Source organism: Phycisphaerales bacterium (genome assembly GCA_035627955.1).
In the GTDB taxonomy this organism is placed as follows: domain Bacteria; phylum Planctomycetota; class Phycisphaerae; order Phycisphaerales; family UBA1924; genus JAEYTB01.
Genome location: DASPKU010000006.1, coordinates 292,710 through 307,524, shown reverse-complemented (window position 1 = coordinate 307,524; position 14,815 = coordinate 292,710). Strand labels below are relative to the sequence as shown.

Genomic DNA, 14,815 nt, shown 5'->3' with positions numbered 1-14,815 from the left:
GCGTCCCGGGTGCGACTCGAACGCACGACCTGCGATTTAGAAGACCGCAGGACAATGCTGAAAAACCCGGCCGTTCGGTACAACCCCCGCACCAACCCCCGCAACCCTCCGACGGCCCCGGTCTGCCGCCCGAACTGGCTGTCATCGTCGCTGCATGGCCCCGTCTGCCCGCGGTGATCCGGACTGCCATGCTGGCAATGGTGAGCGCAGCCGGCGCGGAAGGGTTGGCCACCCCACCCCTCCCCCCTCCTGCTAGCAGGAAAGGAGGACGGTCATGAGGTCGGGTCAGGCATGTTCAGCCCGCAAGGGGGACGGGTCGCAGTGTGGGGGAAGGCCGCGCCCGGGATCAGTGTTCTGCCTGTTCCACGACCCGGCGGCGGCGGGGGCCCAGCGCGAGGCGAAGGCCGAGGGTGACCGCCGGCGCTCGGCGGCCCGAGCGGTGGTCCCCGCCGATTCCCAGGACCTTCGCTTGGCGGCTCCGCTTCTCTGGCATCTGAGACAGACAGAACCAAGGGCGGCGCTCTCTGGCGCAGTCTCAGGGGCCTTCTCCTCAATCTTGGCTCTCTCTTTGTCGATGGTTGCGGCGCTGTCTCCTACCGCCTTGGCTACCTCTACCGTCTCTGTCTTTGTTGAGGGCAGAAGGGAGCCGCCAACCTTGCCCTTGGGCTCATCGGCGCAGGGCTGCTGGCGGCTCCTCAGCCGCAGCCTTGGGGCAGCAAGCGCATTGCGCTCTCGATCACTGGCGGAGGCTGCTGTTCCTACAGGCGGCGGCGCGACGGATCTCGGATGCGTACTTCGACGGCGCCAAGGTCCTCTATGCGAAGACGGAGGAGTGCCTGGCGGAGAACCTCTCCGGGATCGAAAAGGTGCTTGCCATGGCCGTTGGTTCCAGGGAGGAGAGGGGGCGGCCACCAGAGGAGGGCATGGACTACCGCGAGCTGGCCCCGACACCTCAGGAGGTGGCGGAGGCGGCTGATGAGATTGCAACCGCATGGGTCGTTAACGTGCAAGGGGCGATTGCTGGGGAGTTCGGCGAAGACGATCACGCCGTTGGGTTGCTTGGCTCCGTCCTGCTGAAGGGCCAATGACTCCCTTGCGTCGGGGGCCGAAGGTGATCACACGAAGGCGCTCAGAGGCACAAAGTGATCACCTTCGGCACACTGGGGGCTACCACGACACGTCCGGGCGAAGATGATCAGCTTGGTTGGCCAGCGGCGTTTCGTAAGGAGCGTCAGCGGGCTTTAGAATGAGAGCCGCCCCAGGCGAGCGGGGGGTGCTCAGCACTGGGGCGGGCTCTACGAAGGGGAGCGGCCGCTTAGGTGCGCGCGGCAGCTGGTTCATGAAGGCGGCCGTAGATGGCAGCGTACTCGGTAGCCATCCGCCGCGCGGTGAAACGCTCCTTCGCCCGTGCCCTGACGAGCTCGCGTGGAAGTCTGAGGGCCAAGGCGACCGCCCGCGCGAGCTCTGCATGACTGCTGACAAGCACTCCTGTGGTGCCGTTATCGATCACCTCGGGCGTGGCCCCCGTCCGCGTCGCAACCACCGGCGTGCCGCACATCATCGCCTCGACCTGCACCAGTCCGAAGGGTTCGGGCTCGCTAAGCGGGTACAGCAGCGCGGCGGCGCCGCCAAGCAAGGCGTCACGCTCGGCCCGATCCACCGCCCCGGCGTAACGCACGGCCTCGCCATCAATCCGACATGCGATGTGCTCGTCAAAGTACTCGTTGCGCGGGCCAGCCAGCATGATGGGCATCGCGAGCTCCTTCGCAACCCTTATTGCCTCGAGCGGGCCCTTGCCCGCGATGAACCGGCCCAAATAGCAGAGATAGCCACCGGACTCGCGCCTGAACGTGAAGGCCGTCGGATCGACGCCGTGGTAGACCACGCCGGTGGGCGTCAGCCGTCGTGAGGACCATTGGAAGTGCGACACTCCAACGATCGCCGCGTCCGGGAAGCGGGCCGCGAGCAGCTCCTCGTCGTCGTACGGCGTTGTGTGGAGCGTGTGGACCATCGGGCAGTGTGACAATGGCTGCAGCGGCAATCCCCACAGGTACGCGTGGCTGTGGATCACATCGAAACGGTGGGACTCACCGACCGCCTGCGCCAGCGTCATCCAGTCGCAGACCTGCCAGTCCGACGGGGTGCCCGGCATCCCATAGGCACCCGGGTGGGTACGGACGAACTCGGCACCCGCCGGCACTTCCGCTCCTCCGCAGCCGAACACCGTCACCTGGTGCCCGAGGGCGATCAGTTCGCGCGTCAGCAGCCACACCAGGCTTTCAACGCTCCCGGTCTGGTCCTGGCGGACTGGCCCGCTGCTGGTTGCGACTTGGGCGATCTTCACCGCATACACCCCCCTACAGGCCCGCCCGCGCGAGCAAGCTGGCGAGGACCGCATCACTCCCGAAGTGGCTCTCCGCCACCTCGGCCGCGGCCCGTGAGTGAGCCTCATAGTTCGACTCGATCGCATCGATCGCCACGAGGATGTCCTCCATCGAGGAAAACGCGAATAGGCCGCGCCCCGTGGGCATATGCCGCTCGAACCCGGTCGCCTGTGTGATCACGGGCCTGCCCGCAGCAAGGTAGCAGACGCTCCGGTCGCTGAACCAACCCGTCCGGGGCCGGACATACTGGTCGCGGGCGACGGTGAACTCGGCCCGGCTCTGCTGGATGTAGCCGCGGTAGCGGTCGATATCACTCGAGATCGGGACTGCGTCCACGTTCTCCCAGCCATTCACGCGGAGGAGCGTGCGGACGGAGTGATCAACACCCGCGGCCATCTCGAACCGAAGGGGGCGGCGGCGAGGGACATCCAGGAACTTGCGGAACTCGCGGTCCTTGGTCCAGTAGTAACGCTCGCCCTGCCACTCGATGCCATCCCCCTTGTTGTGCCAGGTAGTGATCGTGGTATACCCGTCGCCGCCGCGGCTGCTGGTGCGCCACAGGTCCATGTACACGGGCTGGCTCGTTGGCTGCCAGTTGTATCGCGTCACAGGCGTCGATGAGTGGAGGGTCCCGACGCTCTCGCCGAAACTGAAGAAGTGGGTATGCGGGTCCAGGAAGGCGATGGTCCGCTCGTCACCCTTCGCCACCTTGACCTGCGTGGCGAATGGGTCCGACTCCACGTAAAGACGGCGGGGAATGCCCCGGTGCTCGTCGCGCAGATCATGGGCGCCGGTCACGTTGAGCACGGCGTCGGCCCTACGGCACACGTCCAGCATCCGTGCCTTGGACATGCCGACCCACACGTCCTGCGGTGTCCGGTACCCCCAGCGTCCGTCCAGCCCGAACCGCTCAAAGACCCGCTGCACGGCCGCGATATTGCGAGAGGGGTCCGGCGTGTAGTCGCCGACGGTCGGGTCGTAGACATCCGCGAGCGTGTCCTCCAGGTAGTACACGTCGTACCCCAGGCGTCGCAAGCCCAGCAGGTAGTGGAGGAACTGGTAGGTGACCCCCGCGAGAGGGTAGAAGAACATGATCCCCAGGACGACGATCCTTCCCTTGTGTTCAGGCATCGTCGCCCTCCTCGATTGCGCGGATCACGCGTGCCGGGTTCCCGCCCGCGATGGTCATCGGGGGGATGTCGGTGCACACGACGGAGCGTGCCCCCACGATGGCGCCCTCCCCGATGGTCACGCCCGGGAGGATGCACGTATCGAAACCAACCCAGACATTGCGCCCGAGCCGGACCGGGCGCGTAGGGGCGGCCTCGCCCAGGCGGCGGTCCGACCTGCTCGCGGCATTGCGGAGGGCCATGCGGCGGGCCTCCAGATCGAAGTCGGTGCGGTAGGAGTCCATGATCACCACGTTCCACGACAGCAGCGCATAGTCGCCGATCTCGACCAGCTCATCGCAGCGGATCAGCAGGTTGTTCAGCATGCAGCAGCGCCCAATGCGGACCAGGCCGTGCGGCCCGACATCCAGCATCGTGCCCGTGTACAGCGCCGCGCCCTCCTCGACGGTGAGCCCGACGGCCAGTTCACTGCGGAAGCCCTCGAAGCAGAGAGCGGTCTCGATCAGCGCACGCGGGTGGATCTCCACGTTGTCGGGGATGCTGCCCGGGTGCCAGTCGTGTGGGATTCTGCGGGGCATCTCAGCTCACCACCTTCGCTGGGTTGCCCATGACCCGGGCGCCGGCCGGAACATCGCGGGTGATGAGCGAGCCAGCCTCCACCACCGCGCCGCGTCCGATCCGCACCCCTTTCAGAATGGTGGCGCAGGGACCGATCCAGACATCATCCTCGATGATGACGGGGCGCGAGACCGCTGGGGGTCGGCGCTCCCCGGCAGCAATGGGGGAGCAGGCGATTGCGTCCTGCTGCCGCTGCGCCGGCGCGATCGGGTGGAAGTCCGTGTCGGCGATCGCCGTGTTCCAGCCAATGGCCACATAGCTCCCAATCTCGATCCGCTCCTCGCTCAGGAGCATCACCGACGAGAGGTGGCACCAGTCCCCGATGACGAGCTGGGCATGCTCTCCAAGGGCGAGGTGCACCCCGTCAAGGGTTGTGCAGCGCCCCGCCACCACGGCCTGCGCGTGACGGGAGCGGAACCGCCGGAGCACATGGTCACCGGTTAAGAGACTTCCTGGACCAAGCACGATCGAGGGAGGGAGCGCACCGTGGCTCCAGGCTCCGGGGGGCAGTGGCTGCTCAGCCATGCGCGGGCCCTCCTGTTGCGGGCTCTCCCAGCTGCAAACGGCACATTTCGGCGTACCACCCGCCGGCCGTTACAAGCTCCTCGTGCGTGCCGCTCGCCACGATCCTTCCGCGCTCCATGACGATGATCCGGTCTGCATGCCGCACCGTGGCCAGCCTGTGGGCGATGACCAGGGTGGTGCGGCCCCGGCGCGCGGCGCGGAGGGCCTCCAGGATGCTTGCCTCGGTCATGGCATCGAGTGCGCTGGTCGGCTCATCGAGGATCAGAATGGGCGCGTTCTTCAGCAGCGCCCGCGCGATGGCAATCCGCTGACGCTCACCCCCGGAGAGCGTGGCCCCACGCTCTCCCACGACGGTCTGGTAGCGCTGCGGGAGCGAGTTGATGTGGTCGTGGATGCCGGCCGCCTTCGCGGCGGCCGCCACCTCATCCATCGTTGCGCCCGGCCGCCCGTACGCGATGTTGTCGGCCACGCTCATCGGGAACAGGTAGGTCTCCTGCTGCACCAACGCGACGTGGTCGCGGACGCTGCGCACCGTCAGGTCGCGCACGTCTGCGCCTTCGACCCGCACTTCGCCAGACCATGGATCGCACAGGCGGGCGATCATGGCCGCGAGCGTACTCTTGCCCGCGCCGCTCGGCCCCACCAGGGCCACCGTGCGTCCGGCCGGGAGCCTGAGATCGACGCCATTGATTGCAGCACGCCCGGGCTCGTACCCCCAGGTGACGCAACGGAACTCAACCTCGGCGGCCTTCGTGGGAGGAATGGCCAGCGCTGCAGCGCCTGGAAGATCGTGGACCTCCTGCTGCTCCTCCAGCACCTCGCGCACCCGCCGCGCGGCCCCCGCCGCCTGCGTGCCGCTGCTCATCGACTGAGAGAGCGTGTCGAGTGGCGCATATAGCATGGCAAGGTAGGCCAGGAACACGAGCAAGCCTCCCACCGTCAGCCTGCCGCTCTGCACCTCGTGTGCACCGACGATCAGCATGCCCGCTCCCGCGACGGAGGCCACCGCCCCACTGAGCACCTTCAGGCGGAACTGCGCGCGTGTCAACGCCACCGCGCTCGTGAGTACACGGTCGTACGTCCGCGAGATCCTCGCCTCTGCCAGCGGCTCCGCGGTGAAGGCCTGGAGCATGGGCGCGGCGACCAGCGACCGTTCCGCGTCGTCCCAGATGTCCGCTTCCGACTGGGCATACTCATAGCCGCGGTCGTAGATGGCGGGTGTGTAGCGGCGCACGATCAGCGCGAGGGCAGGTACCGCGATCGCGGCGAGCAAGGTGAGCTTCACATTGAGTGCCAGCATCATGCCGGCGGCGATGGCGATCGTCACGACCGCGGCGGCCGCAGGAAGGAGGGAGTCGCGGAGAATCGTCGTGATCGAGGTGCAGTCCTCGGTGACCCGCCGCATCAGGTCACCGATCGAGCGCCTCGCGTGTGACCTGAGCGAAAGGCCCTGCAACTGGGCGTACACATCCGCCGCCAGGTCGTACGAGAGCCGCTGTCCAACGGAGGTGTTCAGCCCGGCCTGCGCGACATTGAGCAGGCTGACGGCGCCGTGAACGCACACGACACACAGGACTGCGGCGCCAATCAGGCCCCAGGTTCCCCATCCCTCGGTGATCGACGAGAGCGGAGCCGGGAGCGGCTCGGTTCCCAGCACATTGTCCACCAGCACCTTCATCGGCCACGGGAGCAGCGCGCTCAGCGCCGCCTCCGCCAGCATGAGCCACGCGAGCACGCCCAGTCCCGCGCGGCGTCGGCGGCCGTAGGTGAGCACCCACTTCCAGAGCGGCTGCGGGGCCGGTCTCATGCCACCCCCCCGACGGGCTCATGCCCGCACTGGCGGCGCCACATCCTCGCGTAGAGCCCACCCGCATTGAGCAGTGCGTCATGCGCGCCCGACTCGTGGATGCGTGCGTCGGCGAGCACCACAATCCGGTCCGCCCTCCTGACGGTGGAGAGGCGGTGGGCGATGATGATGGTGGTCCGCCCCTCACAGGCGGTTTCAAGCGCATCGATGAGCGAGCGTTCGGTCGCGGCGTCAAGGCTGGCGGTGGGCTCATCTAGCACCAGGATGGGTGCCTTTCGGACCAGCGCCCTCGCGAGCGCCAGCCGCTGCCGTTCACCGCCAGAAAGTGTGTGTCCGCGGGACCCGATCTCAGTCGCGTAGCCGTCCGAAAGACGTGTGATGAAGTCATGAGCGCCAGCCGTTCGGGCGGCGCTCACGACCTCCTCGTCGGAGGCATCCGGCCGTCCGATCCGGATGTTCTCCGCGACCGTGCCGTCGAGCAGCTGCGGTTCCTGGAACAGTACCGCAACCCGGGAGCGGAGCTCCCGCAGGTCGGCATCCCTCGCGTCCACGCCGCCGATGCGGACGGTGCCCGCCTGCGGGTCGATCAATCGGGCGACCAGCATCGCGAGCGTGCTCTTGCCCGCTCCACTCGGGCCGACGATCGCCACCGTCTCGCCCGGTGAGATGGCGAAGGAAACCTCCTCGAGCACGGGCCGTCCGGGCTCATACGCGAAGCTAACCCGGTCGAACCTCACGCCAAGCGCGGCCGCTGGCGGCATCGGCGCGCCCCCTTCTTCGACCTCTGGCCGTGTGCCAATGACCTCGGCAACACGCTCCGCGCTCGCGGTCATGCCCCTGGCGGAGGTCCACGCCGACGCCAGGGATGAGAGCTGCCCGGTGAGGGTGGTCTGGTAGGCGATGAACACCAGCAGCATGCCGACAGTCAGACGGCCCGACAGAACCTCGCGCGCCCCCAGAAGCAGCACGCCGGCCAGGGCAAGGGTGGCCACACCACTCGCCCCTGCACCTGCCATGGCGCCGAGAACCGCGGTCCTCCGCTGCGTCCTGAGCGTCTCGGCCGTGAGAGATCCGAATCTCGCCTGCTCGCGATGCTCCTGAGCGAATGCCTGCACAACGGCCAAGCCCGCAAAGGTCTGGTGGACATGCGACTCCAACCTCGCTTCGCTCTGCCGCTCCTCCGACTTCGCCCGGTGAGCCCGCCGCCCAAGGACGATCGAGAGCCACGCTACGCCCGGCGTGCTCGCCAGAGCGACGGCGCCCAGCCACGGGTTCAGCCGCAGCATGATGGCCGCGCTCCCCAGCCCCACGACCAGCGCCTGCATGGGTGCGAAGAGCAGCGACGAGGCGGCGTTGTACACGCACCACGAGTCCCCGGTCACCCGCCCCACCGAATCGCCAACGGGTGTGCGGGCGTGGAACACCGGCGACCGGCGAAGCAGCCTGGCGAAGACCACTCGCCCCAGCCGGTAGACCCCTCCCTGTCCGACGCGCACCCACCGCATCGTCAGCGCAACATCAACCCAGGCATCGAGGGCGAAGATGACCACCGCCGCGGCCGCGGCCCACGCCGCCACACCCCGCGTCGTGTCTGCCCCTGGGATGAGATCAGCGAACGTTCCACTCCACCCGGGAGCGCTGCCGACCAGAGAATCCACGATCACCTGCACCGGCCAGGGTTGAAGCAGAGCGAACGCGGACGATGCCAGCGTCAGGAGCCACATCCCCGCCAGTTTCCGCGCCGGTAGCGGGGCGGCCTTGAGGGCCGCTCTCCATGCCCCGTGTTGGCCAGGCGCGACGCTCACTTCCCCTTCTCCAGCCCCTCCGCCACCCGCCTGAACGTTGCCATCGCGGCCCCGATCTCCCGAATCGCGAGCACCGCCAGAATCGCGCCGGCAAGCCAGCCGGCGCTCGCCAGTATGTACTCACCCTGACGCGTTGCGACCCAGCACACACCCAGCAGCACGAGGAACACGCAGGTCCCAAGTGGGGCGACCCGCGGGTGGCCATCCCATCGCACCCACTGGACACGCTTCGGCAGGTCAGAGGTGAACTGCCGGACCCTGACCCGCCCAACGAGCCCGCCCCGGAGCTCCAGGTCCCAACCCGCGAACTCGTGCCCGCGAACCACGACCGCACCACCCTGTCGCAGTGCGCCCTCAAGGTCGGCGAGCCGCTGGAACGGGTCTCTCCAGTGAGCCGACCAATGCTGGATCGTGGAACTACGCGGCAATGCGAACCCGTGAACGCCGCGGAATCGCCACGGAGTCAGCCCCTCCTGCACCCGACCAACAAACCGCGCCATCGGTTGCATGAGGTACAGGAACGCGATCAGCGCCCGCATCCCGATCAGGCGCATGCCCCTCCAACGGCAATCAACCGGTGCTCGTGCCGCGTGAACGCACGCCTGCACACCCGCGAATACCAGCATGCAACCGAGAATGCCCGCGAACAGAAGCATCCCCGGCCAAATGATCCCTAGCATCGCGAGCACGGCCAGCCCGATGGACACGCCGTGCCACTCGGGCATCGCCGGCAGAGCCCATAGGAGTGAGCGGTCGGTGGGGTAGACATGCTGGAACAGCGCCATGCCCCACACGCCGTGGTAGATCCTTCTCCGCGAGGGCGCGAGCGAGGGCGGCGACCCTCCCGCGTACAGCCGTCCGGCCCAGCGGGCGTGGCCCACCGCGTTGTACTTCTCCGGCCACTTCCGCTCCAGGTCGGCCTCGGCACGCCCGTAGTTGCGCTGCTGTCGCCAGAAACTCCTCACTGAGCCGCGCCGGTGATGCCACACCTGGGCCGCCGGGCTGAATCCCAGTGTCCAGCCCCGGTCCTGCAGGCGCCAGCACACGTCTACGTCATCCCCCGCGATTCTGAACTGATGGTCGAACCCGCCGATTGCCTCCAGCGCCCACCGCCAATAGGCCATGTTGCAACCTGGAACGTGCTCCGCGACCGTGTCCGAGAGCAGAACGTGGGTCGGGTTCCCGGGGGTGGCACTCACGCACGTCGCCGTCGGACCATCGCTGGGCACATGGAGATTCGGCCCGCCCGCGCCGGCGTGCCCGTCCAGGAGCGTGGCCGCGAGGTACTGCAGCCACTGGGGATCAGGTGCGGCATCATCATCCACATAGGCAATGACCTCCCCCGTCGCCTCCATCCAGCCGGTGTTGCGGGCAGCGCTCAGCCCGCGGTTCTCGGTGGTGATGACCCGGAAGGGGAACTCCGCCGCGATCTCGCCGGCGCAATCTGTGGAGCCGTCGTTGACGACGATCACCTCGAAATCGGGGTAATCGAGGCGTGCAAGCGCTTCCAGCGTCTCACGGATGGTCCTCGAGCCGTTGTACGTGCAGACCACCACTGTCGCTCTGGGGAGAGGCCGCCGGGCCAGGCACGGCGCCTCCGCAAAAGCAGAGCGAACCGCGCTGAGGGCGGGCTTTGGCGTGCGGTCCGCGCGGGTCAGGCCGAAGCGCCAATCGAGGATGTCCTCGCCCCCGCGGTGCCATTCATCCGTCCACGAGAACACGCACGCGCCGGCACAACCCGTGGCGAAGGCCGCTCGCACCTGCCATGAGAGCGACGCCGCCTGAACACCCTCACCGTTCCGCAGGCTGTCCAGCCCGATCTCCGTCAAGAGCAGGGGCCGCTCGCCGGCCAGGTTCTGAATCCGGGCGAGGTACCTCTCCAGCTTGACGCGGTCCTCCAGGAACACGTTGAATGAGAGGAAGTCGAGGAACGGAAGCTCCAGGTACTCGGTCGATGGATAGTTCACGTACGTGACCAGCGTGTCCGGGTCGGCCTGTTTGCAAGCGTCGGACAAGTGCCGCAGGTGGGCCTCGATGCGCCGATAGCCATACCACCGAACCACTGGTGCTGGGACCTCGTTACCGATGCAGTACGCAAGCACGCCGGGGTGACCGCGGTATTCTCGCGCCATGCGCACGACGGCGTCAATGCTCTCGCGCCGCAGGCGACGGTCTTCAACGAAGTTCAGGTGCTGAGCCCACGCCGCACCTAGCAGCACCCGCAGTCCCTCCGCACTCGCAAGGTCCAGCATCCAGCGCGGAGGCATCGTGTATACCCGGACCGTGTTGATCCCCGCTGCGGCCATGTTCCGGAAGTCGGCTGCCACCCGCTCCCGCGTGTGGTATTCCCCCTCCGGACCGGGCCGGAACGGCCCGTAGGTCACGCCTTTGACGTAGAACTTGCGGTCGCCCTCGAAGAGGAACTTGCCCGCCGCACGCACGCGGGCTGCACGCGAGGAGTCGTTGATCACCGGCGTCGGGGTATGGGAGACGGCCGTCACGAGGCAGTCCCTCCGCGCGATCCGGCCACGCCTAACAATCCGGCGTGAACGTGCTCGTTATTGCCCCCCACCCTGACGACGAGGCCATCGGCTGCGGCGGGGCCGTGCTGAACCACGTCGATGCTGGCGATCGCGTCGTCGTTGCCGTGCTGACCTCGGGCGAGCTGGGCCTCAAGCACCTGCCGCGCGAGGAGGCGTGGCGCGTGCGCGAGGCCGAGTCGCTGGCCGCGGCCTCCCTCCTGGGAACCAAGGCCCCCCACTTCCTCCGCCTGCCGGACTGGGGACTGGAACACGCAGTCCAGGCCGCGGCGTCGGAGCTCGCCCCGATCATCGCCCGCGAACAGCCGGAACTCATCTACCTGCCGCATGAGGGGGACGGACATCCCGACCACCGGGCCTGCATGGCGATCTTGCGTGCCGCCCTTGCCGGGAGACCGGGAGCGACCCCGCGCCTGCGAGCCTACGAGCTGTGGTCCCCGCTCCCCGCCGTTGACCATCTTGAGGATGTTTCTGCCGTCATGCAGCGGAAGCTCGCCGCGGTCCGAGCGTTCCCGTCGCAGCTCGCGCAGCTGCCGTACGACGTCGCAATCGAGGGACTGAACCGCTACCGCGGCGCGGTGTCGATGCATGCCACGCACGCGGAGGCGTACGCGTGCCCGACCCTCTGATCGGTCGGCCACCGATGACCCGCGTTCAGGGCTCACTGATGTACACCCCTTCGAGTGCCGCCTCGGTGAGCGGCACGGTCGCGACGTGTCCGTCCAGGAACGTCACGTTGGTCGCCCCCTTGTGCCGCATCCCGCCGCGCACAAAGCCGGCGGTGTAATCGACCGGTGCGCCGAACTGATAGAAGACGCCGCCGACGAACTGCTCCTCGGGCATGTAGAGCCTGTACCACGCGTTGTAGTGCGCGAACGTGTAGCCGGGCATAGTTTCTTCGTCGTAGAACAGGGCGTAGTTGATGTCCGCCGGCGGCTCAAAGACCCGCGGCTCGCCGTCCGCCACATAAGCGGTCATGGACGGGAACTTGCCCTTGTAGAGCTTCCCGAAAAGTCGCGTGCTCGAGGTGTACGACTCCCCGAGGGCCCACTCGTTCAGCATGTACGAGGTCATCTCACCCAGCCCGTTCGCGACGGTCCAGGTGAGGTCCTCCGGCAGGAGCGTGTTGCCCAGGTGCTTGAGCTGCTGCTGGTCGAACGTGCTGTCGTCGGGGCAGCGGGTGAGGGAGGTGAAGTCTCCGGAGGCATCGGGGTCCTCGCCGGGAAACCCGAGCTTCACCCGCATGGCGGCTTTCGAGGAGGTGTCAAAAGGCACGCCCGAGTGGGCCGCCAGCGAGGCGAAGAACGGGAAGGGCCGTTCGGCACTCCCGGGACCAGACTCGAAGTAGAACATGAGGTTGGACGGCAGACCGGCGCGGGTGAACTGGGCCCGGGAGTGCTGCCAGAGCCGGCCGGCGATCGGCGCCTGCTCCTTGCGGTCTAGCGCAAAAGAGGCGGTGAGCGCCGAGAGGGACTGGAGCTTGACCCCGCACTTCACCGTCCGTGCCGCCGCCCTCGCGCCCGAAAGCACCGGGAGCAGGAGGCCGACGAGCAGGGCGATCACACCAATGACCACCAGCAGCTCAATCAGCGTGAACCCGGTGGCCCTGCGGCTGGCTCTGCCGCGGTAAATCAGCATGGGCCGCCCCCGAGCACCCTGAAGAAGCTCTCGATGTCCTGATCGGTCCCCGTATCGCCGTCCATGTTGAAGTCAGCGGGGCCGCAAGTGGCGCAGCACGTTCCACCGATGCACGCGAAGAAGGCCTCGATATCCTGGTCCGTGCCCGTGTCACCATCGCCGTTGAAGTCGGCCGTGCACCCGGGCTGCCCCATGCTCACGACCACTTCGCCAGAGGTGGTGCTCCCGCACGCGTTGGAGAGAACAACATCGTACGTTCCCGCATCACCCTCCTCCGCCGGGCTGATGACGAGGGACGCCGTCGTCGCGCCGCTCACGCGCCCCCCATTGCTCAGCGACACCCCCGCACGACGCCACTGGAACGCCTCCGCGCCGGACGCCTCCACCGTGAGCACCAGTGGCTGGCCCGGCGTGAGCGAAACGGCGCCCGCCAGCGACTGAACGGCCGGCCGCCCCGAGCGGAGCTCCCAGGTGTCGCTCGCGTAGCTCGCATCGAACCCGCCTGACATCACGACGACGCCGCGGATACGGTCGTACGCCATTGCCGGCGCATCGCGCCCGCCCGGTCCGTTGCTGCTCCTGATGGACCAGTTCGCGCCGTCCCACTGCCATGTCGGCGCCGGGTACCCGTTGATGTCTACACCGCCGTACAGCAGCACCGCCCCTGCCAGCTCGTCATAGACCAGCGTTCCACCCGACCGCGCGGAAGGACCGCTGGAGGACACTAGGGACCAGGTGTTGCCATTCCACTCCCAGGTCTCACCGCTTGCTGAACCGCCGGCGCCCCCTGCGGTCTCGCCGCCGAACAGCACCGTCACCCCGCGGTGACGGTCATAGGCCATGGCGTGCCGGTGCCGGGCCGTGGGTCCGCTGACGGCCCGTTGCGCCCACGCGGAACCGTTCCACTCCCAGGTGTCCGCGTGAAGGCTGTTATTCCCGGTGATACCACCGAACAGCACCGTCACTCCGCGCCCCTCATCATGGGCCAGCGCAGTCCCGTGCCTCGCCGATGGACCGGCGGAGATGCGAAGAACCCAGCCAGCTCCATTCCACGCCCAGGTGTCTCCGAACTCCGTCGTGCCGGCGGCGCCGCCAAACAGGACGAGCTGCGAGCGTCCATCCTCGTACGCCATTGCATGCCCCGACCGTGCGCTCGGCCCCGTCACGGGCTTCGCCGTCCAGACGCCCGCGCCGGGGTTCCACGCCAGCGTCGCGGCGCTCGGCCCTTGAGCCGTGTCACCGCCGAACATGATGGTCTCGTTCCGCGCGGCGTCGTACGCCATTGCGGTGTACGCCCGTGCAGGCTGCGCGGGGCCGCTCAGCAGCGTCCACGCTGTGCCGTTCCAGCCCCAGGTCTGTGCGCTGTAAGCACCGTCCTCGCCGCCGTACAGCACGCACTGCTGCCGCACGTTGTCGTACACCATCGCGGGCCCGCCCCGGGGTGAGGGCCCGCCGCTCGACCGCAGGGTCCAGCTCGTCCCGTTCCACTCCCACGTCTCGCCGCTGTAGTTCCCCGCGAGGTATCCGCCGAAGAGCACCGTCACGCCCCGCGCGGCGTCGTACGCCATCGCGTGGAAGCACCTAGGCGCTGGGCCGGACACCTGACGCTGGGTCCACGATGTCCCATTCCACTCCCATGTTTCGCCGTTGACCACGCCCGTGTCGCCGCCGAACAGGACCATCACTCCGCGCGCGGAATCAAACGCCATCGCTGCCGCTCCCCGCCCGGAGGGGCCCCCGCCGGCGCGCGCCGTCCACCCGTTCGCGCCCAGTACCCAGGTGTCGCCCGCCAGGCTGAACAAGGTGTAGCCGCCGAACATCACGACTTGGTTCCGCGCACTGTCGTAGGCGATCGCGGGCGACCCCCGCGCGATCGGCGAGGCCCCGCCCCGCATCGTCCACGAGCCCGGCCCCCCCCCGTTCCACTCCCAGGTCTGGTTCGTGTAGGTGAAGCCGTTGAACCCGCCATAGAGGACCGTCACGCCCCGGGCAGCGTCGTACGCAATCCCGTGCGCATCTCGCCCGGTCAGGCCACCGAACCCGCTCGTTCCCCGCAGATTCCACGCCGACCCATTCCACTCCCAGGTCTGGCTGTTGTAGCCGCCGGAGTCGTCACCCCCGAAGGTGACTGCGACCCCGCGGGCAGTATCGAAGGCCATGGCGTGGTACACCCGCCCGCCCGGCCCGGGCGTGCGGTTGACCCAGTCGCACTGCGCGGAGGCGCTGCGTTCCCCTGCCCCGAGCCCCACCACCAGGCCCAACGCACACCAGACCCCGGACCAAAGCGAAACGCGCATAAGCCCTCCCGTTCATCCACAGGAGACGCCTCGCCCCGTCCTGATACACCGATTGGCCAATATGCTTGAGC

Annotated in this window: 11 protein-coding genes; 2 read left to right on the top strand and 9 right to left on the bottom strand. The window is 68.0% G+C overall.

Annotated features, from left to right (window positions below; genetic code table 11):
* Nucleotides 1-707 precede the first annotated feature (707 nt).
* Nucleotides 708-1,088, top strand: coding sequence for a hypothetical protein (locus tag VD997_05855; GenBank protein HYE61499.1), 381 nt, complete (start codon nt 708-710; stop codon nt 1,086-1,088).
* 227 nt (nt 1,089-1,315) lie between these two features.
* On the opposite strand, the gene VD997_05850 is transcribed toward VD997_05855, so the two are convergent.
* The 7 genes from VD997_05850 to VD997_05820 all read right to left on the bottom strand — a co-directional run bounded on the left by VD997_05850 (nt 1,316) and on the right by VD997_05820 (nt 10,770).
* The gene (locus VD997_05850; protein ID HYE61498.1) at nt 1,316-2,344 is read right to left on the bottom strand and encodes a glycosyltransferase; all 1,029 of its coding nucleotides are present in this window, start codon (nt 2,342-2,344) and stop codon (nt 1,316-1,318) included.
* A gap of 13 nt (nt 2,345-2,357) precedes the next feature.
* Nucleotides 2,358-3,515: a hypothetical protein gene (locus tag VD997_05845; protein ID HYE61497.1), complete on the bottom strand. Its 1,158-nt coding sequence runs from the start codon at nt 3,513-3,515 to the stop codon at nt 2,358-2,360.
* Entirely contained in the window at nt 3,508-4,092 is a 585-nt protein-coding gene (locus tag VD997_05840) for an acyltransferase (protein HYE61496.1), read from the bottom strand. Before VD997_05840 ends, VD997_05845 begins: the two co-directional genes overlap by 8 nt.
* Before the next feature lies 1 nt (nt 4,093).
* Entirely contained in the window at nt 4,094-4,492 is a 399-nt protein-coding gene (locus VD997_05835; GenBank protein ID HYE61495.1) for an acyltransferase, read from the bottom strand.
* 157 nt (nt 4,493-4,649) lie between these two features.
* Nucleotides 4,650-6,431: an ABC transporter ATP-binding protein gene (locus tag VD997_05830; protein HYE61494.1), complete on the bottom strand. Its 1,782-nt coding sequence runs from the start codon at nt 6,429-6,431 to the stop codon at nt 4,650-4,652.
* A 29-nt stretch (nt 6,432-6,460) separates the two neighbouring features.
* Complete coding sequence (locus VD997_05825; GenBank protein HYE61493.1) at nt 6,461-8,188, bottom strand: ABC transporter ATP-binding protein; 1,728 nt, start codon at nt 8,186-8,188, stop codon at nt 6,461-6,463.
* A 77-nt stretch (nt 8,189-8,265) separates the two neighbouring features.
* Entirely contained in the window at nt 8,266-10,770 is a 2,505-nt protein-coding gene (locus tag VD997_05820) for a glycosyltransferase (GenBank protein ID HYE61492.1), read from the bottom strand.
* A gap of 44 nt (nt 10,771-10,814) precedes the next feature.
* On the opposite strand from VD997_05820, the gene VD997_05815 reads away from it, so the two are divergent.
* Nucleotides 10,815-11,438 carry a PIG-L deacetylase family protein gene (locus VD997_05815; protein ID HYE61491.1) on the top strand — a complete coding sequence of 208 codons (624 nt, stop codon included), beginning with the start codon at nt 10,815-10,817 and terminating at the stop codon, nt 11,436-11,438.
* 25 nt (nt 11,439-11,463) lie between these two features.
* Here VD997_05815 and VD997_05810 read toward each other — a convergent pair whose 3' ends face one another.
* Nucleotides 11,464-12,447 (bottom strand): prepilin-type N-terminal cleavage/methylation domain-containing protein, encoded by a 984-nt coding sequence (locus VD997_05810; GenBank protein ID HYE61490.1) that lies wholly within the window; start codon nt 12,445-12,447, stop codon nt 11,464-11,466.
* The gene (locus tag VD997_05805; protein HYE61489.1) at nt 12,441-14,744 is read right to left on the bottom strand and encodes a hypothetical protein; all 2,304 of its coding nucleotides are present in this window, start codon (nt 14,742-14,744) and stop codon (nt 12,441-12,443) included. Before VD997_05805 ends, VD997_05810 begins: the two co-directional genes overlap by 7 nt.
* Between the last annotated feature and the right edge of the window lie 71 nt (nt 14,745-14,815).